A 22,439-nucleotide genomic window follows, 5' to 3' on the forward strand; every position below is an offset into this window, starting at 1 on the left:
TTCCCTCCTGAACTTAAGCCTTTATCCAACTAAATGCATATGGAGAAAGCGTAACGTAATCCTCTATATCTTTACCAGTCATTAAATCAGTTCCTTTAATACATTGCGGTGAGACTACATTTTGATTAGTCACATTTACCATGAAATAAACAGTATCGCCTGTTTCTTCATTTTTTCGTTTTAAACCAAATAAGTTGGGTCCTAGCTCTAAAACCTCTTGCTCTGCATATGGAGAGAAGGCTTTTTCTTGCTGTCTTACCGCAATCATTGATTTTAGGTTTGTAAAAATATCTTGGCGTTTCTTATCTTCAACTAGTTCTCTTTCAATGTGTTCTAAATGGAATTTTTCTCGGTTGATACGGCGATTAATACCAGAAGAATGCACTCCTTCATGATGGTTATATGAGCCGAGAAGAGAATGATAATAGATTGCAGGAACGCCAATAAAAGATAATAAAATGGCGTGAGATGCAAGCATCTTTTGAACTTTCGTTTCTGTATCATGTTCATCGTCATTTGGTAGCGCTTCTGAATAATTAATATTCAACTCATAAACGGATTGTGTACCATCAGGGTTATTTTTAAAGGATACTTTCCCACCGTTTTGTTGTACTTTATCAACTAGCAATTGTTTTTCATCATTGGTTAGGATGCCTTCAGTGGGGCGCATACCAATACCATCATGACTTGCTAAAAAGTTGAAAAAAGTAGCGCTATCTGACACTTTGTTAATCGTTTGTGCCCAAGAAGTCAGTTTGTCTGAATGTTGTGTCGTAAGCGTATAAAGAACAAGCGGAGGGAGGGTGAATTGATATACCATGTTGGCTTCATTCGTTCCGTCTCCAAGATAACTAATGTTCTCTTCATGGGGGACGTTTGTTTCTGTAATGATTTGGGTATTTGGTTTGAAATAGTTTAGAACTGTATGCCAAAGTTGTACAATCGCATGTGCCTCAGGTAAATGCATGGATGTTGAACCAGATTTTTTCCAGATGAACCCAATCGCATCTAATCGAATGCTAGTGCCACCTTGATGCGCATAGTAAAGTAGAATATCTGTCATTTCTACTAGAACCGGAAAATGATGAAAGTTAACATCTACCTGGTCTTCGCTAAATGTGGTTAGCGCTGTCTTCGTTCCATCTATAGCTTCATATTCATGAAACAATGGAGAGGTACGCGGACGTACGAATTGGCTTGTGTCAAAGTTATCCGTTTTTGGAATGAAGTAATGTTGATATTGAGGATCGTCATTTAGGTATCCTTGGAACCACTCACTTGACTTCGAAATGTGATTGGCGACAAAATCAAACATTAATCGGTAATCTTTAGAGAAATATTGAATATCCTCCCAATCCCCTAACGTAGGGTGAATCCGTCGATAATTCGATACAGAGAAGCCATCGTCAGATGTATAAGGAAACATAGGTAAAAGGTGAACATCTGTGATATGACTTCCCACATGTTTGTTTAAAAAAGTCTGTAACGTAGGGAGGGTGGGTTCGCCTTCCTCATAAATGCTATCTCCGTACGTAATCAAGTACACATTTTCTTCTGTAAGAGAGGAGGGAGAAGCCCAGTTTTTCTTCTCCCACTTGTTAAATAGCTGATTAAATGCCTCTAGATATTGTTCACTATATTCACTGCCGTATATAGTCTGTAATTGCTCTTTCATTGTTGTGAAAACTTGATCTCGATTCATCGTGTTTCCCCCTTACGTCCAAGTTTAATGGTTTCATACCCTTTGGATGGAACGGATACTTGTTGGATTGGTTCTAAGTCGGCCTCGTATAAGTTCGAGTGTATAGTGATGTGATATACATCGGTTTCGACACTAGCTTGTTGCATCTCATTGGACGGATTAAATAACCTAACAACCGGTTTATCATCTTCATAACTCTTCTTACAAACACTCATAAATACATGTGGATGGTCAATCTGGAACAGTGAAAAACTAGAAGGCAACTCCGAGATTGGATACGGAATTTCGAAGCGGTCTAATCGTTCTTCAAAGGTGTTTAGTGATTGTTTTTGATAGGTAACATAATGATTGTTATACTGTTGTGTTTTTTCAAAAAGTGTTTCCTTTTCAATTTGTTTTGACTCAAAGCAAATAGCATAGTCAAATGTCATATGCTTTTGCATTTGTGCATCAGGCGTATAAACTACTTTATTATTGATGCCAGAAGCACGCCCTGGTCGCCAAGCTAAATTATCTTTACCAAGTAGACCTACACTTCTGAACAGGGTTAGAGCTAGGTGATCTTGGTGAGGAAGTACCTCATATTCTTTAAGACCAGATGTTATAGCAGCAAAGGTAGTGGCTTTATTTTCTACACCTACAAATTGTTCAAGAGGATAAATGGAAACAGGCGCTTCCTTAAATCCACGTTCCTTCCAATTTGATAGATAAGGATTGATGGTACTTCTTGTGACTGTACCAAATCCTTGGTCAGCAAAGGATTCTTGGGGCTCTGTAACAGGTGTTCTAAGAAGAACACGTACTCGGTGATCCTTCACTTCATTTTGAATCTCATGATGTACTCTTACAAATCCTTCACTTGCCCTTAATTCAAATGTTGTGTGGATGGTTAATGTTTTGGTCTTTACTTGTTCAGACCGTTCTGATAGATCCCGTGGTACATGTGTATTGTGAACCACATCCATTGTCTCAACACCTGATGTTTTGTAGGTTGTAATAAGTTCTGCATCTTTTATATAGATGGGATGGTCCTCGGGAAGTGGGGAGAAGTCATAGGAATCTCCTGCATCTGCAACATTTTCAAATTGAATCATATCGTTGATTTTCTGACCAGATTGCTTATTCGTTAAAGATAGCGTGCCATTAGAATGAAAATCCACTCTCAACGTTTGATTTGAAATAGATCCATCTTTTGTTTCCTCTAAAATATCAACACTACCCTCATTTTGATTTACAAAAAAGGTGTTATATCCCATCGGGTTGAGTTCTGTTACATGAATTAAGAGTTCAGAACGGTAATATCCTGGTAGCTCTACCTCCTTATCCCCTTCAGCTGTTACTACGACCTTTTTGCCTCCACTTAAATAGTCTTGCTTCGTAATGGTGGAATCAAGTAGAGAACCGTCCATTGTTGTTAATTGGAAAGTAGGTTCATCTGTGAATAAGGTTGTCTTTATTTGACCTGTGTACGGAGTAGGTTTTGTGTTAAATAACACAAAAATATTGTCCTGATTCAGTTTATTAGCAATGGCATGAGTCATTTGTTTTTTCTGTAGATTTAACAACCCATCTGCCATACGATCCACTTTTCGTAAACGCATAAGAACGTCGTGGTTTGTATCATCTGAATTACAACCACCGATGGAATCATGCGCGTGTACATCGAATAGTTCTTTCCACATTTCATCTAAACGTTCTTGAGGAAATCGTAATCCAAGTTCCATTCCAATGGTAGCTAGTGGTTCTAGTTGGTGTAGTATTTTATTTTCTACAATGGTATTTAATTGTTTGATATCGTAGCGCTGGGAACGGATGGTGTTGTGTATTCTAGAGCGTTCTGTTCCAATTAGCTCACCAGAAATAGTTGTATCAAATGAATGTCCTTCATGCCATGTTTCTTCCATGAACGTTTCATAGTCGGACAGTACGTACTCATGTTGATGGTCTTTTTCATTTAATGCTTCAATAGTATCTGGAAAGTGATTACGTACTAATACTTGGTCACCGCCAGATGGGAGGAGGAGGTTGTTTGTGCTTTGATTCATATTAGCTAGTTTATCTAGTATTGGCTGCAATTTTTCTTCAAAGAATTGTTGTTCAGATGTTAAGAACTTTCCGGGTCCATAACCCAACATCATAAGGTTTGTTTTAATACTTGCTCCATCGGGTGATGCCCAATAAAAGTTTAAGTCCTGATCCAATTGGTCTGAATAGACACCTCTTTGTAAAATGCTATACTCCATCCCAAACCCTTTGAAGAGGGAAGGGAGGTAAGCGTTTTGACCAAAAATATCGGGGAGATACCCAATGTTCATGGAATGTCCCATACTTGTTGCCATTCGAGTCCCGTATAATAAGTTTCGAATAATGGATTCTGTGTTCACAAGCAATGAGTCTGTTTGTGTGTACCAAGGGCCAACCAATATCCGTTTATTTTGGATAAGGGTTTGTAGACGTTCTCGGTTTTCAGGTCTCACATGAAGGTATTCTTCAATGACGGACATCTGGGCGTCAAATACATAACTGTGATAGTTTGGATTAGTTTCAAGTACATCTAATAAATAATCCATATTTTCAGCAAGTAAAAGGTTGGAATCTTCGATTGTAAAATACCATTCACGATCCCAGTGGGAGTGAGGTACTACATAAACTTTTTTTGATGTCATGATTGTGTCCTCCTAAAGCATATAAGAAGGTACGCGCTTATCGGAATCGTTCCCATATTGCGCGTCCCCTCTATTTAATAAAAGAAAATTTATATTTTGGCGTTTACACGTCCAGCTCCAGCGCCCAGCGACTAGCAAACTTCCTGCCCCTCCTTACGATAAGTCAACATCGAATCGCTATCGCTCTTCGTGTTTCCTTTCGGCCTACACGACGTAGGTTGGTCGATGTTGCTGCGTGATGCAGCGGTTTTAATCGAACTTCCACAGATATAGGACAGTTTGTACGTCGCTAAGCGGGAGCATGCGCTTTTGTTTGAGTTTATATAGTAATTCGGTTTCGTTTAATAAGAGCAAAGCGGATAAATACATTCGATACAGCAATGAATAAAGCTCCGACAGCTAAACCTAGTAAATAAGCAGGTATGGAACCTTCAACGAGTGGCCATCCCCAGAATGCTGGAAGTGGAAGCCATTGCTTTGCACCGAGTAAAACAGCGGTTGTAGAGCCAATAATAGCTCCTAATATGTTAATTGGTATTGTAATGATCGGATTACGAAGCATGAAAGGAATTGCTCCTTCACTTATGGCAATAAATCCTAATAGAATAGAAGTTTGCCCCGTTACACGAAGGTCTGGACTAAATACGCGACGGCCGACTAGATAGCGGTCTAATACAGTAGCCAAACCAAGTCCGATAGGTGGAATAACAATGGATAACACACGTGCTGTTAAAGGAAAGATGTCATCGGAAGCTAGTCCAATTGCAATCGCACCGGCAGCCTTGTTAATTGGTCCGCCTAAATCAAACGCTGTAGCTGCAGCAATCACAGTGGATAATACAATTTCACCGGAGGACTGAGCAGATTCAATGAAGTTACGTAAAGCTAGATTCATGCCACCAAACACTGGATCAACAATATAGAAATTTAGTAGAAAAATAGATAGAACACTGATAGCTGGTATAATCAGCATAGGCTTCATAGCTTGGAAGTTTTTATTGAGCTTAATTTTCTCATTAAGGAACTTAGATATATAACCAGCAGCTAGTCCGAGAATTAAAGCTCCGAAGAATCCTGATGCAACGCCTTCTTCAATTCCCCAAAAACGGTAATGAATACCAGCAGCAAAAATACCACCAATAAAACCAGAAACAATTCCTACACGATCAGCTAACGCATATGCTGTAAATGCAGCAAATATAGGGTACATAAATTGGAAAATCATATAACCAAATTTATCTAGATGGTGTAGAATTACAAATAATTCATTAGAGTGATTAGCAAATCGTTCTGCATCATTAATGTCATTTACTAATCCAAACGGCATGGACCCTAGCTTGGCAATTCCCATCATTAAACCTGCTGCGACAATGACGGGGATCATGTAGGAGATACCAGTTAAGATGGCTTGTCCCATCTCAGCAAGAACACCTTGTTTTTTCTGGTTGGATGATGCTGAATCAGATGAAGCTTCGCCTTCTTGTACAGTACCATCCGGATTGTTTAAAGCCCGGTCTAAGATTTCTTCACCGTTACTAAGAGGGTCAGCAACCCTTACTTGAACATAAGGTAATCCTGCAAAACGTTCTTTTTCTTTTGGTGCTATATCCGTTGCAAAAACAACGGCATCTGCCTCTTTAATGACTGATGAAGAGTGCTCGTCCTCTAGTCCATTTGCTCCTTGCTTTTCGGAAACGACTTTTATACCTTTTTTTCGTCCGGCTTGTTCCATTGCTTCAGCAGCCATATACGTATGGGCTATACCAGCTGCACAAGCTGTAACAACAAGCACGGTTTTATCATAATCTTGTTCTTCTGTAGATGGTTGGTTGCTCGTTTGATCTAGTGCAGTAATAAATTCTTTTGCGCTATTAGCTTGCATAAGCCGTTGATAATAATCGTGGTCCATTAAACGGGTACTTAATTCAGCTAGAAGATTTAGGTGCGTAGAGCCAGATTCTGTGTTTGGTATCGCAAGTAAAAACACAAGCTCAACTTTGTTATTTGGATCAATACTTTCCCAGTCTTCGACAGGATTTTGAAGTCTTCCTACAGCAAATTTAGCTTCTTTTACAGCATCTGATTTACCGTGGGGAATGGCTAAACCTGACTCCATTCCTGTTGCAGATACGTTTTCTCTCTCTAAGACTGCTTGATAATAATCCTCTTTAGAGGAGAGGGCTCCTTCTTGATAAAGTGCTTCCGTTAATTCCCAAATGACTTCTTCCTTTTTTGTTGAAGTAATGTCAAAAGTTATTAAGGAGCTACTTGTCATCTCTTTTAATTCCATGTTGGTTCACCCCACTTATATTTATCTTTCGTGAAAACCTTTTCTAAAATCGCTTACATATAGTTGTATCATAGAAAAATGGGTTGTGAATGTACACTCTATGTACATTTGTACTTTCTGTCTTATTGAAGAAGATTTAAGCTTGAATGAATTGTGATATAATGCTTCTAGAAATACGCCGAGAGAGAGGGTATGTATGGGAGCATTAATTGATTACTTTGCCAAGGAGATCCAGAAGCTAACACACGCTGAAAAGCATGTTTTATATTATATAGAATCAAATATAGAACAATCGAAACATCTCTCTCTTACCAAGATGGCTTCACTCAATACAGTTAGCACGACAACTGTTGTACGGATGTGTCATAAACTAGGGTTAGAGGGATTTGCAGAACTGAAATACATGTTACGGCATTTCGAATATGAATCTCTGCCACAAGAACAAGATACAATGAATCGTTATGAAAATGATATGCATCAGTTATTTTCTTCGCTTGACACGGAACACATTGACAATATTAGTTCGAAGATGATTGATGCTAATCGCATCATTATTGTAGCAGTTGGTCTATCCAAAACGTTAGGTGAATATTTTAGTAAACGACTAATGCAAGTGAACACGAATTCTTCTTACGTCTATGAATCCCATATGATTGATTTACTGCCAAATTGGGTCAACAAAACAGATTTTGTTATCTTCGTATCCTCAAGTGGTGAAACAGATACACTCATTCATGTAGCAGATAAATTAAACCATCAGGATATGCAGTCTTTAGCGATTACCAATTCTCCAGAGAGTACACTAAATTCACTCACCCGTTTTAACATTAGTGCACACGTACAGCGAGTTACATACGCCGGTTACGATTTGTCAGCAAGGTCGACTTTAATGATTCTTATGGATGTACTATTTGAGCGATATTTAAAGCAGAAACTACGGAAAGAAAAAACGTGATTCCCAAAAAAGGGTGACATGATGCAATTTCTAACTAAGCTACTCCATTTTGGCTATCAACAAGCTTTATCCTCTATATTTCCAGTGGTTATTTTTTTAACACTTGCTGGTACCAAAGTTATTAGTGTACCTGGATTGCCAAGGTATGACCTTATACTACTAGTGTGCTTACTAGCACAAATTATCATGGTGAAAACAGGGTTGGAAACAATAGATGAACTAAAAGTGATAACGCTTTTTCATATCTTTGGGCTTGTATTAGAACTCTATAAAGTACATATGGGATCATGGGCGTATCCGGATTTTGCCTATACAAAAATAGCGGGAGTGCCACTGTATAGTGGTTTTATGTACGCGAGTGTAGCGAGTTATTTGGTTCAGGCATGGAGAAGGCTAGACGTGACGATTGTGCGTTGGCCTAACGCGTATTGGACTGTTCTTCTTGGTGCACTAATATATATTAATTTCTTTTCCCATCATTTTGTGTATGATATACGCTGGGTGCTAACAGGAGCGTTATTAGTTATTTTTTTACGAACGATGGTGTACTTTACGGTGGATCACGAGCGATTTAAGATGCCGTTAACCTTATCGTTTTTTCTCATTGGTTTCTTTATCTGGATTGCTGAAAACATATCGACATTGTTAGATGGCTATCGATATCCTAATCAGGGCGATACATGGGAAATTGTCCACATTGGTAAAATTAGTTCATGGTTTTTGCTCGTTGTCGTGAGCTTTATTATTGTGGCTCAGCTTAAAAGAGTGAAGGGAGAAGGGTTTGCAGATCGGACCGTTCCACATGTTGAAGATAGGAATATAGGGCATTAGAAAATTTTTCATTCCACATGAAACGTGAATGTTTCTTCATCGTATAGAAATAGAAACATGTTGGGGAGGAGTATCATGCCTACTATCTATTTCACAGGTTCCCTTTTCTCAGCAGGGGTGACAGAGATTTATAATGAAGGCAAGGATCATATAGGATATTTAGATTTGAAGAGTGCTTTCACATCAAGTTTAGATATACTGAATACAAAAGAAGAGATTACGCTTTCTGGTGGATTTCGGTTTTTTTCAAGAACTTGGGTAATCTCTCAACCGACAGAAGAAGTGGGAGAGGTGAAACAGCGTTTTTCCTTCTTCGCAAAAAAATTTGAGTATGAGGCGTTTGGAAGAGGATTCTATACAATTGAGTCAGAAGCTTTTTCTAGACAATATGAAATCTATGATGAGCAAGAGCAAGTTGTAGCTCAATTTAATAGAACGGATGGCTTCTTTGAATCAGCCGCTGCCGCTTTTTGTTTAACCAATCATTCCTCTGCGCTTTCGGAGGATGAATTAAACGCGGTGATTATGGGTGTGAATATGATACAAAAACGCAACTCTAGTGGCGGTGCAGCAGGTGCCGCAGCGACTTAAAAATAGTAGTTGACTTATTCTACTTTTAACAGTATGATGAAGATAATCAAATAAACGTATTCTTCCTAAAGGGGAGTAGCTATACAATAAAGTCGTCATTGCGAGAGAAATCTCCGGCTTTATTGGCAACAGATCATGTTGTTAGCAAGACCTTTACACCACTCGTGTAAAGGTCTTTTTTAATGGCCTTTACCATCTGCGTAAAGGTCATTTTTTTAAGAGGAAGTTCGATTAAGATCGCTGCATCGTGCAGCAACATCGAACCAACCCACGTCCTGTGGGCCGCAGTTTGTACGTCGCTAGCATGGCGCTTGCGCTTTTCTTGTAGAGTGGGAGTACGGAAGAAGGAAAAGGGGAGAATGGATAATGGAATTACAGCTACTAATGGAGTATGGTTGGGTATTATTAGTATTAGTGATGCTTGAAGGGGTATTGGCAGCAGATAATGCGTTAGTGATGGCTGTAATGGTCAAGCACTTACCTGAAGAAAAACGTAAGAAAGCTCTGTTTTATGGTTTAGCCGGAGCATTTATTTTACGTTTTGGTTCGCTATTCGTAATCACGTTGTTAATTGATATATGGCAGGTCCAGGCAATCGGAGCAGCTTATCTACTATTCATTTCTATCAATCATCTTGTAAAAAGATATAAAAAGGATGATGAAGAGGAAGAAGAAGAAGCTGAAGGAGCAGTACCTAAAAGAGGAAAAGGGTTTTGGGCTACGGTATTGAAAGTAGAATTAGCTGATATGGCATTTGCTGTAGATTCTATCTTAGCTGCAGTAGCACTTGCTGTATCCTTACCAGCTACAGGATTGCCTAATATCGGAAGTCTGGATGGTGGACAATTCCTAGTTGTATTACTAGGTGGAATTATTGGAATTGTCATCATGCGATTTGCGGCTCATAAGTTTGTAGCATTATTAAAGCAAAAACCAGGCTTGGAAACAGCAGCATTCGTGATCGTAGGTTGGGTAGGAGTAAAGTTAACGGTTCATGTACTTGCGCACCCTTCCTTGCATGTTTTACCTCATCATTTCGCTGAATCATGGATTTGGAAAGTTGTATTCTACTCAGTGCTTGTAATGATTGCCGTAACAGGTTGGTTTTTCACGGGTAAACAAAAAACGAATCAACAATATAGTGCAGAAGTATAAGCGGGAGTGTTCGTTATGTCGACAAAAGAGACAATTCGAAACAAAGTGTGGGAGAGGTTAGAAACGGAAAAGGCAGCTCGTTTTCCTTTTCCGGTAAAGGGACGTATCCCTAATTTCAAAGGAGCGGAAGCAGCTGCAGAATTTGTGACCTACCTTGATGCGTACCTACAAGCAAAAGTCATCAAGGTTAATCCAGATTCTCCACAGTTACCTTTACGAGCGCAGGTTCTAAAAGATGGAAAAACCCTTCTGATTCCAACTCCTAGGCTTAAGGCTGGGTTTATTCAAGTGAATCCAGATGATGTTCCAAAAGGTGAGAAGCGGAAAGCAGCTAGCTTAAAGCATATGAACGCATATGGTCATGAGATTCCTTTACAAGATATGCCTACTATCGATTTAATCGTCGTTGGATCTGTAGCCATTCATCAAGATGGTCGTCGACTAGGGAAGGGAGAAGGGTATGCAGATCGAGAGTATGCAATCATTCGAGAACTGGATAACCCTTCAGTGCCAGTTGTAACAACCATTCATTCCTTACAACTGGTCGAAGATGACTTTCCGAGGGATCCTTATGATGTAACGGTTGATTATATTGCGACAGAACAAGAAATGATCACAGTAGAGAATCCATACGAAAAACCGTCAGGGATTCTATGGGAAGAAGTGACTTCAGAACAGAAGGAAGAGATGCCTGTTCTACAGGATATATGGGACTTGAAATATAGTAATGAGTGAGAGGCTATACTGGGTGTAGTCTCTTTTTATGTTCTTTATCCTATGGATGGTGGAGGTTTGATTAAAACCGCTGCGAAGATTTGGGGTGGTCGCTCCAGATTTCGAAATCTCGCCCCTATTTTTTAAAGGCGGTCCTGTTTTGATTCTCGCACTAAAGGTCGCTCCAGAGACGCGCAACATAGAACTTATCCATACCATCTCTATTATATTTTCTGTAAGCTAGTCAACAATAAAGAACATATATTAGCTAAAAGTGGTAAAATATTCTGTTACAGAATAACTAAGGTTTTAAGTATAATGGATTAAAGGAAAGATAATAGGAGGAGGGATAACGATGGGAAAAGCAACAGATAATCGCGCATCGCAGATTAACTATCTAAAAAACAGAATGAATATGCTTCAGCAGGTTGTTGATTCGATGGAAGCAGAATCAGTGGGTCCAGATGACATGGATCAATTGTTACATATGATGCATGAACTTGAGGGGAAAATTGAACGGTTTAAGAAAGATTGGCAGGATGGCTACTCATGAATGAACTGAAATCGATTCTACTTGCAATTTGGATTCTATTTATCAGTTATGCCCTTTTCTTAGCCCCAATCAATGAAGGAGATTACAGTTTTCTCAATCAAATGTTTTCCCTTCAATATACGGACCCTTTACTGATTAGTGTATTTACCCTACTAGGCATATGGCCAATTGTCTATTGTATCTTGCTTTTAGAGAATGATCGAGCTTCCATAAAAGCATGGCCTTTTGCGTTGGGTTCATTTGTATTAGGTGCATTCAGCCTTTTACCATACTTTGTATTTCATATTGAAAAACGCAGAGTAAAAAACCGTACACCTAAACAAGTACAAGCCATTCTGTCTAATCGCGGACTTTATATTTTATTATTACTTCTAACGATTTTGGTTATGGCTTTTGGTATTTATTTTGGTAATGTCCAAGTCTATGCACAGGCCTTTATGCAATCACGTTTTGTACATGTAATGACCATTGATTTTGCAGTACTGACTTTGTTATCCATGCTTGGTATAGCTCACCATGCCTACTATCTTCATGAACGTTCTAAGCGGTTGTGGTGGCTAGGAATTATTCCAATTATTGGAGCTCTACTTTATTTATTAATTACCGATGCCAGACAGAGAGAAGCAGAGGAATAAAGAAAAGCGGAAGCGCCTGTTTAGCTTGCCCACAGGACGTGGGTTGGTTCGATGTGCTACGTGATGTAGCGGTTTTAATCGAACTTCCTTTGAGTCCGTATGAGATAAAGGAAATACGGAGAGCGATAGCGATCCGATGTTGACTTATCATAAGGAGGACCAGGAAGTTTGCTAGTCGCTGGAGCTAGACAGGTAAGAGCCGAAATCTATACTTTTCTTTGCTTTAGACGAAAAAACGCTTGTAAGGGAGAAAACTTTCCCCCAACAAGCGTTTTATTTTTGCTCCAAATATCTTTGATCCTTCAAGAATAGCTTCCAGAAGAGAATAAAAGCCGGAACTAATATAGATAAGCCAACGATGTAGCCAATTAGTAGTTGATAGAACATATTGGTATTCGTGAATCCTGCTTCAATCGTTAGGTGTGGGTACACCATATACGGAAGGTGGGCGGAACCATAAGCATAAATGGCAAATCCATATTGTAGAATAACGAAGATTACGGCTGCCCTTGTATAGCCTGTTTTTCCGTTTTTTTGTTTGAAGAACAGCAAGGAGTAGCCAATTGCAAATAGAGCGATTGACATGCCGAAGCCATACAAGTTATCTTGAACGTTTTCGACTAACCAAGAGGCTTCTGGCGGCATTGTGAAAATGGTCAATACCGCGATAGCTAGCGTAAGAGGCCCTAGCCAAATCGCTTGTTTGCGATAAGTGTTAAAAGCAGAGTAATCGTTTGCTTCTCTAGCGTAGTCGGTAAGAAACAAGGCTGATAAAAAAAGTTCCGTACTAAGTCCAAAGGCAATATGCATGTATGTCGTTGGACTAGTTAATAGCTTTCCATACAACAACTGAGGATAACCATTTTCTATTTCAACAAATCCTCCTAGTGTGATAGGCAATATACTAACCAACAGAGCGGGGATAAGCAGTCCGGTTATACCAGATGTAATGCGTAATACATTTTGAAACTTGTTCGCATAATGAGAAAACATCATAAATGTGGTACGGATAGTGAGAAGAATCAACCCTAATCCAACAGGAACAAGTAATAATGTACCTAGCATAGATGTAGCAAAAGGGAAGAAGCTGACCAGTGTCACAACGAATAAAACGAGAAATACGTTCGTGACTTCCCAGGTGGGCGACAAAAAGCGATTGGCAATGGTTGAAGCGTTCGTATGTTCCTTTTTGCCATAAACCAATGCCCAAAAGCCAGCACCAAAATCCAATGAGCCTAGCATCGAGTACACAAATAAAAAGCTCCATAAAATCGTTACCGCGATTAAATACTCTTCCATAATCGACTACACCTCGCTTTGGGCTAGTTCGTATTGAACTGGATGCCGTTTGAAATAAAAGATGAGCATAAAAGCGGTCACAACTAATAAAACAGCATACAAGGAAATGAATAAAACAAACAGCAAACCGACGTTCTCAGACTGAGTGGCTGCGTCAGTTGTTTTTAGTACATTGACGATGGTGTAAGGTTGTCGGCCAATACAGCTAAAACACCAACCAGCCTCGATTGCAATCATCGCCAAAGGACCACCACCTACAAACAAAGCTAGCATCCACCCTGGGAGGGGTTTTTTCAGTCCCCATCGCCAAATGATTGCTAAAAACGCCAGTCCCATAAGCATCGAGCCAATCCCTACCATGACATTGAATAGTGTATGGACATATAAAGGTGGCCATAATTCTTCCGGATACTCATTTAAACCTTTTACCTCGGTATCCAATCGATTTCCCGCTAGGAAGCTTAACGCATATGGAACCTCAATGGCGTATTTTACTTCCTGTTCCTCACGAGACGTCCAACCTCCAACACTTAAAGGAGCGTATCTTGTTGTTTCAAACAACCCTTCTGCTGCTGCTAATTTTCTAGGGTTATAATCATGTAGCATTTGTGCTGTCTCATGCCCATTAATAGCTGTAAGGAGTGACATGACAGCTCCTAAATAAATAGCGATGGTAAGGCTTTTCTTATGATACGTACGTTCTTCACTTGACAATCCTTTACGTAGCAGACGCGCTGCTGCTAACGATGCGATGATAAAGGCAACCGTCATATAGGCAGAAACAGAAACATGCAAAGCTGTTATGAAAAAGCTAGGGTTGAAGAAAGCTGCCCAAGGATCGACATTAGTGATCTCTCCAGACTCTGTCATCTCAAAGCCAGCAGGAGTGTTCATCCAAGCATGAGCATCTGTTATCAATATCGCAGATCCTACAGCACCAATGGCTACAGAGACTATGCTCACAAGTCGCAGCCAGGTAGGAAGTCGGTCAGCAGCATATAAGTAAATCGACATAAATACGGCCTCAATGAGAAAGGCGAAAATTTCAATCTGGAAAGGTAACGCAATGACCTGTCCTACCATCTCCATAAATCCTGGGAATAATAACGACAGTAGAACACCGACAATGGTTCCTGATGCAATGGCTACTGCCAGTAAAATGGCAAACCCTTTCGTCCATCGTTTTGCCATAATGGAATAATCTTCGTCCTTTTTTATTAGATACATCACTTCTGCAATGATGATCATGAGTGGAATGCCCACTCCAAGCGTAGCGTAAATAATGTGAAATCCAAGCGATGATCCAAACAACGCTCGAGCAAGTACGACAGTATCCAACATTTTTCACCTCGGTCTTTGTTTCATGTGAAACACATCTCCCCTATTTATCCCGAAAAAGGAAGAAATTATGCACTTTAATAGTGAAGTTAAAAGTGGGAGATTTTTTCTAAAAGACGATAATGTAAGAAGTGTTTTGGATAGAGATCAGATAAAGAAAAATAAAAGATTATTATGCTTAAATATGGGGTTTTGCTATGCTTAAAAGGGAATAATGATTTATAGAATTACATAGACATGAGGTGTGCGCATGACAAGATATATTCAATGTTTAATAGCGATTCTGATGCTTATCTTGACTGGATGTATGGGAGATGAAGGAGGCGAGTATGTAGCAAAAGATGCTGCAGCTAGTGAAAGAGAGAATAAGGAACTTAATCAAGAATCAATCGCCAAATTTACCATGGATGCTGAAGTGAGGAAGGCGATGGAAGACATGACTATAGATGATATGATTGCTCAAATGATGTATGTGGGTCTCAATGGGACTTCGCTGAGCCAAAAAGGGAAAGAGATGATAGCTTCTCAGCATGTAGGGGGCATCATTCTACTGGGACGAAATGTTACAGGGCATAAACAGCTCGATGCATATGTTTCTTCTATTAAACAGGCAAATCATGGGTATGATGTTCCTTTGTTTGTTGGTGTGGATGAGGAAGGTGGACGCGTTAGTCGTATTCCGAGCGCGCTTCGAAACATCCCCAGCAGTAAACAGATTGGCGATCAGAATAACCCGGATCTTTCCTATCAAGTTGGGGAACTCTTAGCTAAAAAAGTGAAGCAATATGGTTTTAATATGGATTTTGCGCCTGTTTTAGACATCAACAACAATCCAAATAACCCTGTTATTGGGGATCGTTCCTTTGGGGCAGAACCATCAAAAGTATCAGAGTTAGGGATTGCTACGATGAAAGGTATTGCCTCTGAAGGAGTGGTGCCGGTCGTGAAGCATTTCCCAGGTCACGGTGATACGTCGGTAGACTCCCACATAAATTTGCCGAAAATCAATAAAACACTCAATGAGCTTGATGACTTTGAACTGGTCCCATTCAAGAATGCAGTGGACGAAGGTGCTGACATGGTGATGGTCGCGCATATTCTTTTTCCTGAACTAGACCAGACGTATCCGGCAACACTATCAAAGTCTGTTATTACGGGTGTATTGCGAGAGAAATTGCAGTTTGATGGAGTAGTCATTACGGATGATATGACGATGGGTGCCATCTCAAATGAGTATGGAATGGAACAAGCGGCAGTATTGTCCATAAAAGCAGGTTCGGATATGGTGATGATTGCTAACCCTCAAGGCGATCAATATGAATCCGTTCAACAAACTATTAAGCAAACTGTGGAAAAAGGTGAGATTTCTAAGGAGTCCATTGAGAAGAGTGTAAGGCGAATCTTAGCGCTTAAACAGAAGTATAATTTGGATGAAAAGAGTGACTCTTCTCCTTCTCAAGAGGAGTTGAATAATCAAATTGAAGATGTGATTGGGAAGGTGAAATAAAGCGCGCTAATGATTGCTCTTTTTCCATATTTAAATTTTATATTAATTATAAAAAAGCTCAGATAACAATTTTTGTATCTGAGCTTTTTTAATATGGGAGTTATGCTTGGAGTCGGTCAAAGGTACGTAAGGAAATAAGCGCTCCTAATGTAAGGATACCGCTCCATTCTTTTTTTGCAACTTCCCATGTATCTATATATTCTGTCCATTCCCATGTTGGAGCAGAGTGACCGTTTTCTTCTAGTTTTTCTACAAAGAAATCTAGGTTATCTTCCACTTTGAACGAAGGAATGCCGAAATGGTTGGCTTCTGGTGTAGCGATGAACTTCAGTGGGAAAGGGGTGTACTTTTGCCAATTTTCTCGGTCAAGTTTAACGAGTGATTGAACAGCGCTCGTTAATTGGTTTTCTACTTTTTCCGTTCGTTGGGAAGGGACCATGGCCAGTAATCGTAAATAGCAATAGATTTCATGCTCTGATTCAAAATTCTCCATCTCTAATAAGTGTTGAACTGCTTGGTCCACCAGTTTTGGTACAGGTAGTACTTGGACGTATTCCTCAAATATATGAAGATAGCCAATAAGCTCCGCGCTTGGATTTCCCCAGTTAGCATCAATCCATGTCATCCCATTTTCTCGTACGGTCCACCAAAAAGCATGAGGGTAGTCGTTCACCTGTTCAGGAACAGCAAGCCATCCTTGTCGTTGTTCAATGAAAGCATATTCGAGATAGCGGATAGCTTTTTCAATCATCTCCATAGCCATCGGATGGTCAGCAAAACGGATTAAATGTTGAAATGCAACAGAAGTCGCCGTAGGGGAAGAGTGAGGTAGTCGGAAATCAGCTTCAAGTCCATTTCCAAATCCTCCATCCTCGTTCTGGAATTGCTTTAGTGCTTGTAAGACTTCTTCGGCTGAACCGTCCGCAAATTCATATGTAAACAGTGCTTGCTCTAGCGGACGACCATTCGACATAATATAGGATCTTGCTTGTTGAAACGCTTCGTTTGATAGGTTTTTCATATTCAACCTCCTTTTATTGCTAGTTTATCATAAGGTGCCAGGCCCCGACATGCTACAGCGTTAACGGAGATGGGGATGGCAGGTTTAGGTTGCTGCGCTTGGTTTTGTGTTGTGCATACAGGTAATTATATATGTATAAGGAAAATAAGAGAGGTGAAAAAGCGCCAGCCCCCGAAACGCTACAAAATTAACGTGATAACGACGTGGGGGTATGATACCAAGGGAGGTGGAGTAGTATGTCTGTACAATTGAAAAGAATATATCAGGATGTTTCCAATCAAGATGGCATGAGGATATTAGTTGACGGGATTTGGCCGAGGGGAGTGTCTAAAGAGGCTGCGCAGTTAGATGAATGGATAAAAGATGTCGCACCTAGTTCAGACTTACGGAAATGGTTTGGGCATGATCCTGATAAGTTTGCTGATTTTAAGAGTAAATATAAGCAAGAAATGGATGAAGATGAGGGTAAGAAGCAAGCGCTTGACCAGTTAAAGTCCTATGTGAAGCAACAGAAAGTAACACTTCTTTTTGCTACAAAGGAAGAGGAGTATAACCATGCAGTTGTCTTAAAAGAGATTCTTACCAAGCAATAGTAGTTGCCAGCCCCCGCCTAGATAATGCGTTACCGCGGTAGCGTGGCGGTGGTCTGGCGCTTTGTTATGCACTAAAATGTATAATGTATTCATTAGCGCCAGGTGTGAGCCCTTGGTCCTTTTTTGTGTGCGATCAAAAAACTCCTTTAAAAAACAGCGCTTTTATAGGGTTTCGAAAATAATTCCAAGAAAATTCTTTTATTTGTGTTGTATATAAATTCGGTATTGTGTATAATAATTCGAAACGAGACAAATCGAAGCTTCATTATATTTAGTACAGAATTGGGATACTAAGGGAGGTTGGCAATTGGAGAATCAAGGTTATCTTTTACTAGAGAACGGAGATGTTTTTCAAGGAACATTGATAGGTGATGCATCCTCATGTGACGGAGAGGTCGTCTTCAATACGAGTATGACAGGGTATCAGGAAATCACGACAGACCCCTCCTATGCGGGACAAATCATCGTCTTTTGTTACCCCTTAATTGGGAACTATGGTGTGAATGACCTAGATGATGAGAGTACCTCCCTTTTCATATCTGGCGTGGTAATCGGTGAAAATTGTGAAGCGCCTAGTCATTTTCAATCCAATAATACGTTTTCTTCTTATCTAGCAACAAAAGGAGTTACTGGAATAAGTGGCATCGATACGAGAACGCTAGTGAAAACGATTCGAGATAAAGGAACGAAAAAAGGAAAGATTGTAAAAGATATTCCAGAGAACATGCAATGGGAAACGAAATCAGATGAAATGCTTGTATCTAAAGTATCTGTGAAGGAGCCAATCACCTATTCGAATGAGGGGCCTCATATTGTACTGATGGATTTTGGCTATAAGCAATCGATAGTTACTTATCTACAAAAGCAATCATGTAAAGTAACTATCATGCCATACGATTCTACCTTTGAAGATATTCAGCAATTGAATCCTGATGGAGTGGTAATTAGCAATGGGCCAGGAGATCCGCAATCCTTACAAACCTATCTGCCAGTAATTAAAAAATTAAGTGAGACGTATCCTATCCTTGGTATATGCCTCGGTCATCAGTTACTAGCACTTGCCTATGGCGGATCAACAGCGAAATTGAAATTTGGTCATAGAGGGTCCAATCATCCTGTTAAGAATATCGAAACGGGTAAGGTATATATTACGTCGCAAAATCATGGATACGAGGTACAGGCGGAAAGTATGGAAGGAACACCTTTTATCACAACGTACCAAAATGTGAATGATGGGTCTCTTGAAGGGATGAAACACCACACCTTGCCGGTCTACTCGGTACAATTTCACCCTGAAGCCCATGCAGGACCAAATGATACAGCGTTTATGTTTCAACAGTTTGTCGAATTGGTAGGTGAACAGTCTTATGCCACTACGTAACGATTTGAAAAAAGTATTAATAGTAGGTTCTGGTCCTATTCAGATTGGGCAAGCAGCGGAGTTTGATTACTCTGGAACACAAGCGTGTATGGCCTTGAAGGAAGAGGGGATCGAAGTTGTTCTTGTTAATAGTAACCCAGCTACCATCATGACAGACCCTATGATGGCAGACCGTGTCTATATGGAACCCTTAACGGTAGAATCTATTGAACAGATTATAGCTAAAGAACAGCCTCAAGGGTTAATCGGAACCTTAGGTGGCCAAACGGGCTTGAATTTAACAATCGAACTTGATGAAAAAGGCATTTTGCAAAAGTATGGGGTGGAGCTCCTTGGTACATCCTTGGGATCGATTCAAAAAGGAGAGGACCGGCAATTATTCCGGCAACTCATGATTGATATCGAGGAACCGATACCTGAATCGAAAATGGTTCATAATCAAGAAGAAGCTCTTGAATTTGCTGCGGCTATTCACTATCCAGTAATTGTTCGTCCAGCCTATACATTAGGCGGAGAAGGTGGAGGTGTTGCAAATAATCCCGAAGAACTTCAGGAAATTACTCGAAAAGGACTTCAACTCAGCCCCATTCATCAAGTGTTAGTCGAAAAAAGCATCCTTGGATGGAAAGAGCTTGAATATGAAGTAATGCGAGATGCGAATGGAACATCCACTATCGTTTGTAATATGGAAAACATGGACCCTGTTGGCATTCATACCGGAGATTCCATTGTGGTAGCCCCTTCGCAAACATTAACGGATACACAATATCAAATGCTTCGTAATTCATCCTTAAAAGTCATTCAAGCGTTAGAAATTGTTGGAGGGTGTAACATTCAGTTTGGTTTAGACCCTCATTCCAATAATTATTACGTTATTGAAGTGAACCCAAGGGTAAGTCGTTCTTCTGCCTTAGCTTCAAAAGCAACCGGGTATCCAATAGCTAGTATGGCAACGAAATGTGCAATCGGCTATCATCTCGATGAAATTGTAAATCCGATAACTCAGAAAACCTATGCAGCCTTTGAACCCGCACTTGATTACGCTGTGGTAAAGCTACCTCGCTTTCCATTTGATAAATTTGTAGAAGGCAATCGGGAGCTAGGGACACAAATGAAAGCAACAGGAGAAGTCATGGCTATTGATCGAACGTTTGAGGGGGCGTTAAATAAAGCTGTTCGGTCACTGGAAACGAATCAATATAGCTTAACATCAACTTCTTATCAAGGGCTCTCAGATGCTCAATTATCTGATCAACTTCAGCACGCAACAGATGAACGGTTGTTCTTCATAGCAGAGGCGTTTAAACGAGGCGTTACGGTCGCTCAAGTTCAACAGCTTACGTATATTGATCCGTGGTTTTTAGAAAAGGTCTACAATATTGTTCAACTCGAAGGAAAGTTGAAAAACCAAACGCTATTTTCGATCGCACAAATTAAAAAAGCAAAGTCATTCAATATCAGTGATGAATTTCTTGCTTCATGTCTAAACATGAGCCTGCCTCTTTTCCGAGAGTACAAACAAGAATCAGGATTAACGGTCTCTTATAAACAAGTAGATACTTGCGCAGGGGAGTTTGAAGCGGTTACTCCGTACTATTACTCGACGTGGAACGGCCAAGATGAGGTAGAACAAGTGGCTGGGGATAAAGTGTTGGTTGTCGGTTCAGGACCAATTCGGATTGGGCAAGGAGTTGAATTTGACTATTGCTCGGTGCACGCAACGATGGCATTAAAAGAAAAAGGGTGCACAGCAGTTGTTATCAACAATAACCCTGAAACGGTCAGTACAGATTATACAATGGCAGACCGTCTTTATTTTGAACCGCTTGCCTTAGAAGACGTGCTTGCTGTCATTGAAAAAGAAGGTATCAGTAAAGTTTTAATCCAATTTGGTGGTCAAACCGCTATAAATCTAGCAAATGGTTTACAAGAAAATGGTGTACACATTCTTGGTACATCTGTTGAAGATATTGAAAAAGTGGAAGACCGGGACGCATTTTATCAAACGTTGAAAAATCTTGGTATTCCATATATTAAAGGAACAATAGCTTATAAATTGACGGATCTACAACATGTGTCAGATCAAGTATCCTTTCCAGTCATCGTTCGTCCTTCTCACGTGATTGGCGGTCAATCGATGTTTTTGATTAATAGTAAAGAAGAGTTAGAAGCACACTCTAAGCAGTGGAAAGCGACCCAAAAGAACATGTGGCCTCTTGTCATTGATGAATATATAAAAGGAAAAGAATGTGAAGTGGATGCCATTTGTGATGGAGAAGATATTCTTATTCCAGGCATCATGGAGCACATGGAACGAGCGGGGGTTCATTCCGGTGATAGTACGGCTATCTATCCACCTCTCACCTTAACCAACGATCAGCAAGAAACAATTGTTTCCTATACGAAACAGCTTGCCAACGCAATGAATGCAATCGGAATGATCAACATTCAGTTTGTCATTGAAGAAGATGAAGTATATGTCCTAGAGGTAAATCCTCGTTCTTCGAGAACAGTTCCGATTATGAGTAAAGTGACTTCCGTACCAATGATTGAATTAGCGGTGTTCACTCAACTTGGCTATAAGCTAAAAGATTCAACGTATGGAACAGGATTACTGAAGGAAGTTCCTTTCTATACCGTGAAGGCACCAGCTTTTTCAGATAATAAATTAAATGATGTAGACCATGCGCTGGGACCTGAGATGAAATCTACGGGCGAAGTTCTTGGCCTATCAACGGATGTAACAGAAGCAATTCAAAAAGCTTGGTATTTGACTACGATCAAAATGCCTATGAACGTATTATGCTCGATTAATGAATCGGAAAAACATACAGCCATCCCAGTCCTAACTAACATGATAGAAAAAGGGGTGCATGTGTATGCAACACCGAATACAGCGGCATTTTTAGCTCAAGAAGGCCTTAACGTTGAGGTAGTTGAGAAAGATCTCGACCAGATTGAAGAAATGATTGCAAACGAAACGATACAAGGGCTGTTATGTACTCCTACACAAGGGAGGAAAAAACAACGCTTTGGTTTTCAACTAAGGGCATTGGCGACACGCTATCGCTTACCAAGCTTTACACATCTTGATACGTTTAAACTAGTAAACTATTTACTCGATCAAGATAAGGCGCTCACTGTCGCAACGGTAGAAGATTTACAGAAAAACGGTTCATCGGTACATTCCATTACTATGTAAAAGAAG

Annotated in this window: 17 protein-coding genes; 11 read left to right on the forward strand and 6 right to left on the reverse strand. The window is 40.0% G+C overall.

The window, feature by feature from the left end:
* Positions 1 to 13 precede the first annotated feature (13 nt).
* From GLW08_RS13980 to GLW08_RS13990, 3 genes are all read right to left on the reverse strand, one after another.
* Positions 14 to 1,702 (reverse strand): sugar phosphorylase, encoded by a 1,689-nt coding sequence (locus GLW08_RS13980; RefSeq protein WP_160849258.1) that lies wholly within the window; start codon positions 1,700 to 1,702, stop codon positions 14 to 16.
* Positions 1,699 to 4,371, reverse strand: a complete 2,673-nt coding sequence (locus GLW08_RS13985; protein ID WP_423808697.1) for a glycoside hydrolase family 38 C-terminal domain-containing protein — start codon at positions 4,369 to 4,371, stop codon at positions 1,699 to 1,701. The genes GLW08_RS13980 and GLW08_RS13985 overlap by 4 nt, the downstream gene beginning before the upstream one ends.
* 316 nt (positions 4,372 to 4,687) lie before the next feature.
* Positions 4,688 to 6,658 carry a fructose-specific PTS transporter subunit EIIC gene (locus tag GLW08_RS13990; RefSeq protein WP_160849260.1) on the reverse strand — a complete coding sequence of 657 codons (1,971 nt, stop codon included), beginning with the start codon at positions 6,656 to 6,658 and terminating at the stop codon, positions 4,688 to 4,690.
* A gap of 196 nt (positions 6,659 to 6,854) precedes the next feature.
* Here GLW08_RS13990 and GLW08_RS13995 point away from each other — a divergent pair, with 196 nt between their 5' ends.
* The 7 genes from GLW08_RS13995 to GLW08_RS14025 all read left to right on the forward strand — a co-directional run bounded on the left by GLW08_RS13995 (position 6,855) and on the right by GLW08_RS14025 (position 12,092).
* Positions 6,855 to 7,613 (forward strand): MurR/RpiR family transcriptional regulator, encoded by a 759-nt coding sequence (locus GLW08_RS13995; RefSeq protein ID WP_160849261.1) that lies wholly within the window; start codon positions 6,855 to 6,857, stop codon positions 7,611 to 7,613.
* 18 nt (positions 7,614 to 7,631) lie between these two features.
* Entirely contained in the window at positions 7,632 to 8,444 is an 813-nt protein-coding gene (locus tag GLW08_RS14000; RefSeq protein WP_160849262.1) for a DUF817 domain-containing protein, read from the forward strand.
* Between the two features lie 75 nt (positions 8,445 to 8,519).
* Complete coding sequence (locus GLW08_RS14005; protein ID WP_237458451.1) at positions 8,520 to 9,035, forward strand: hypothetical protein; 516 nt, start codon at positions 8,520 to 8,522, stop codon at positions 9,033 to 9,035.
* A 366-nt stretch (positions 9,036 to 9,401) separates the two neighbouring features.
* Entirely contained in the window at positions 9,402 to 10,190 is a 789-nt protein-coding gene (locus GLW08_RS14010) for a TerC family protein (RefSeq protein WP_160849263.1), read from the forward strand.
* Positions 10,191 to 10,205: 15 nt separating this feature from the next.
* Positions 10,206 to 10,925, forward strand: a complete 720-nt coding sequence (locus GLW08_RS14015; protein ID WP_160849264.1) for a 5-formyltetrahydrofolate cyclo-ligase — start codon at positions 10,206 to 10,208, stop codon at positions 10,923 to 10,925.
* A gap of 334 nt (positions 10,926 to 11,259) precedes the next feature.
* Positions 11,260 to 11,457 carry an SE1561 family protein gene (locus tag GLW08_RS14020; RefSeq protein ID WP_160849265.1) on the forward strand — a complete coding sequence of 66 codons (198 nt, stop codon included), beginning with the start codon at positions 11,260 to 11,262 and terminating at the stop codon, positions 11,455 to 11,457.
* Complete coding sequence (locus GLW08_RS14025; protein WP_160849266.1) at positions 11,454 to 12,092, forward strand: hypothetical protein; 639 nt, start codon at positions 11,454 to 11,456, stop codon at positions 12,090 to 12,092. The genes GLW08_RS14020 and GLW08_RS14025 overlap by 4 nt, the downstream gene beginning before the upstream one ends.
* Before the next feature lie 273 nt (positions 12,093 to 12,365).
* Here the strand turns inward: GLW08_RS14025 and GLW08_RS14030 are convergent, their stop codons facing one another.
* Complete coding sequence (locus GLW08_RS14030) at positions 12,366 to 13,391, reverse strand: cytochrome d ubiquinol oxidase subunit II (protein WP_160849267.1); 1,026 nt, start codon at positions 13,389 to 13,391, stop codon at positions 12,366 to 12,368.
* Between the two features lie 6 nt (positions 13,392 to 13,397).
* Positions 13,398 to 14,729 carry a cytochrome ubiquinol oxidase subunit I gene (locus tag GLW08_RS14035; RefSeq protein ID WP_160849424.1) on the reverse strand — a complete coding sequence of 444 codons (1,332 nt, stop codon included), beginning with the start codon at positions 14,727 to 14,729 and terminating at the stop codon, positions 13,398 to 13,400.
* A gap of 250 nt (positions 14,730 to 14,979) precedes the next feature.
* Between GLW08_RS14035 and nagZ the strand changes: the two genes are divergently transcribed.
* Positions 14,980 to 16,236 carry a beta-N-acetylhexosaminidase gene (gene nagZ, locus GLW08_RS14040; RefSeq protein WP_160849268.1) on the forward strand — a complete coding sequence of 419 codons (1,257 nt, stop codon included), beginning with the start codon at positions 14,980 to 14,982 and terminating at the stop codon, positions 16,234 to 16,236.
* A 100-nt stretch (positions 16,237 to 16,336) separates the two neighbouring features.
* On the opposite strand, the gene GLW08_RS14045 is transcribed toward nagZ, so the two are convergent.
* Entirely contained in the window at positions 16,337 to 17,257 is a 921-nt protein-coding gene (locus GLW08_RS14045) for a hypothetical protein (protein ID WP_160849269.1), read from the reverse strand.
* A gap of 236 nt (positions 17,258 to 17,493) precedes the next feature.
* On the opposite strand from GLW08_RS14045, the gene GLW08_RS14050 reads away from it, so the two are divergent.
* The 3 genes from GLW08_RS14050 to carB all read left to right on the forward strand — a co-directional run bounded on the left by GLW08_RS14050 (position 17,494) and on the right by carB (position 22,433).
* Positions 17,494 to 17,850, forward strand: a complete 357-nt coding sequence (locus tag GLW08_RS14050; RefSeq protein ID WP_160849270.1) for a DUF488 domain-containing protein — start codon at positions 17,494 to 17,496, stop codon at positions 17,848 to 17,850.
* A 307-nt stretch (positions 17,851 to 18,157) separates the two neighbouring features.
* Complete coding sequence (locus tag GLW08_RS14055; RefSeq protein ID WP_160849271.1) at positions 18,158 to 19,231, forward strand: carbamoyl phosphate synthase small subunit; 1,074 nt, start codon at positions 18,158 to 18,160, stop codon at positions 19,229 to 19,231.
* Complete coding sequence (gene carB, locus GLW08_RS14060) at positions 19,218 to 22,433, forward strand: carbamoyl-phosphate synthase (glutamine-hydrolyzing) large subunit (protein WP_160849272.1); 3,216 nt, start codon at positions 19,218 to 19,220, stop codon at positions 22,431 to 22,433. The genes GLW08_RS14055 and carB overlap by 14 nt, the downstream gene beginning before the upstream one ends.
* The last annotated feature ends 6 nt before the right edge of the window (positions 22,434 to 22,439 follow it).

It is taken from the genome of Pontibacillus yanchengensis, assembly GCF_009856295.1.
Taxonomy (GTDB): Bacteria; Bacillota; Bacilli; order Bacillales; family BH030062; genus Pontibacillus; species Pontibacillus yanchengensis_A.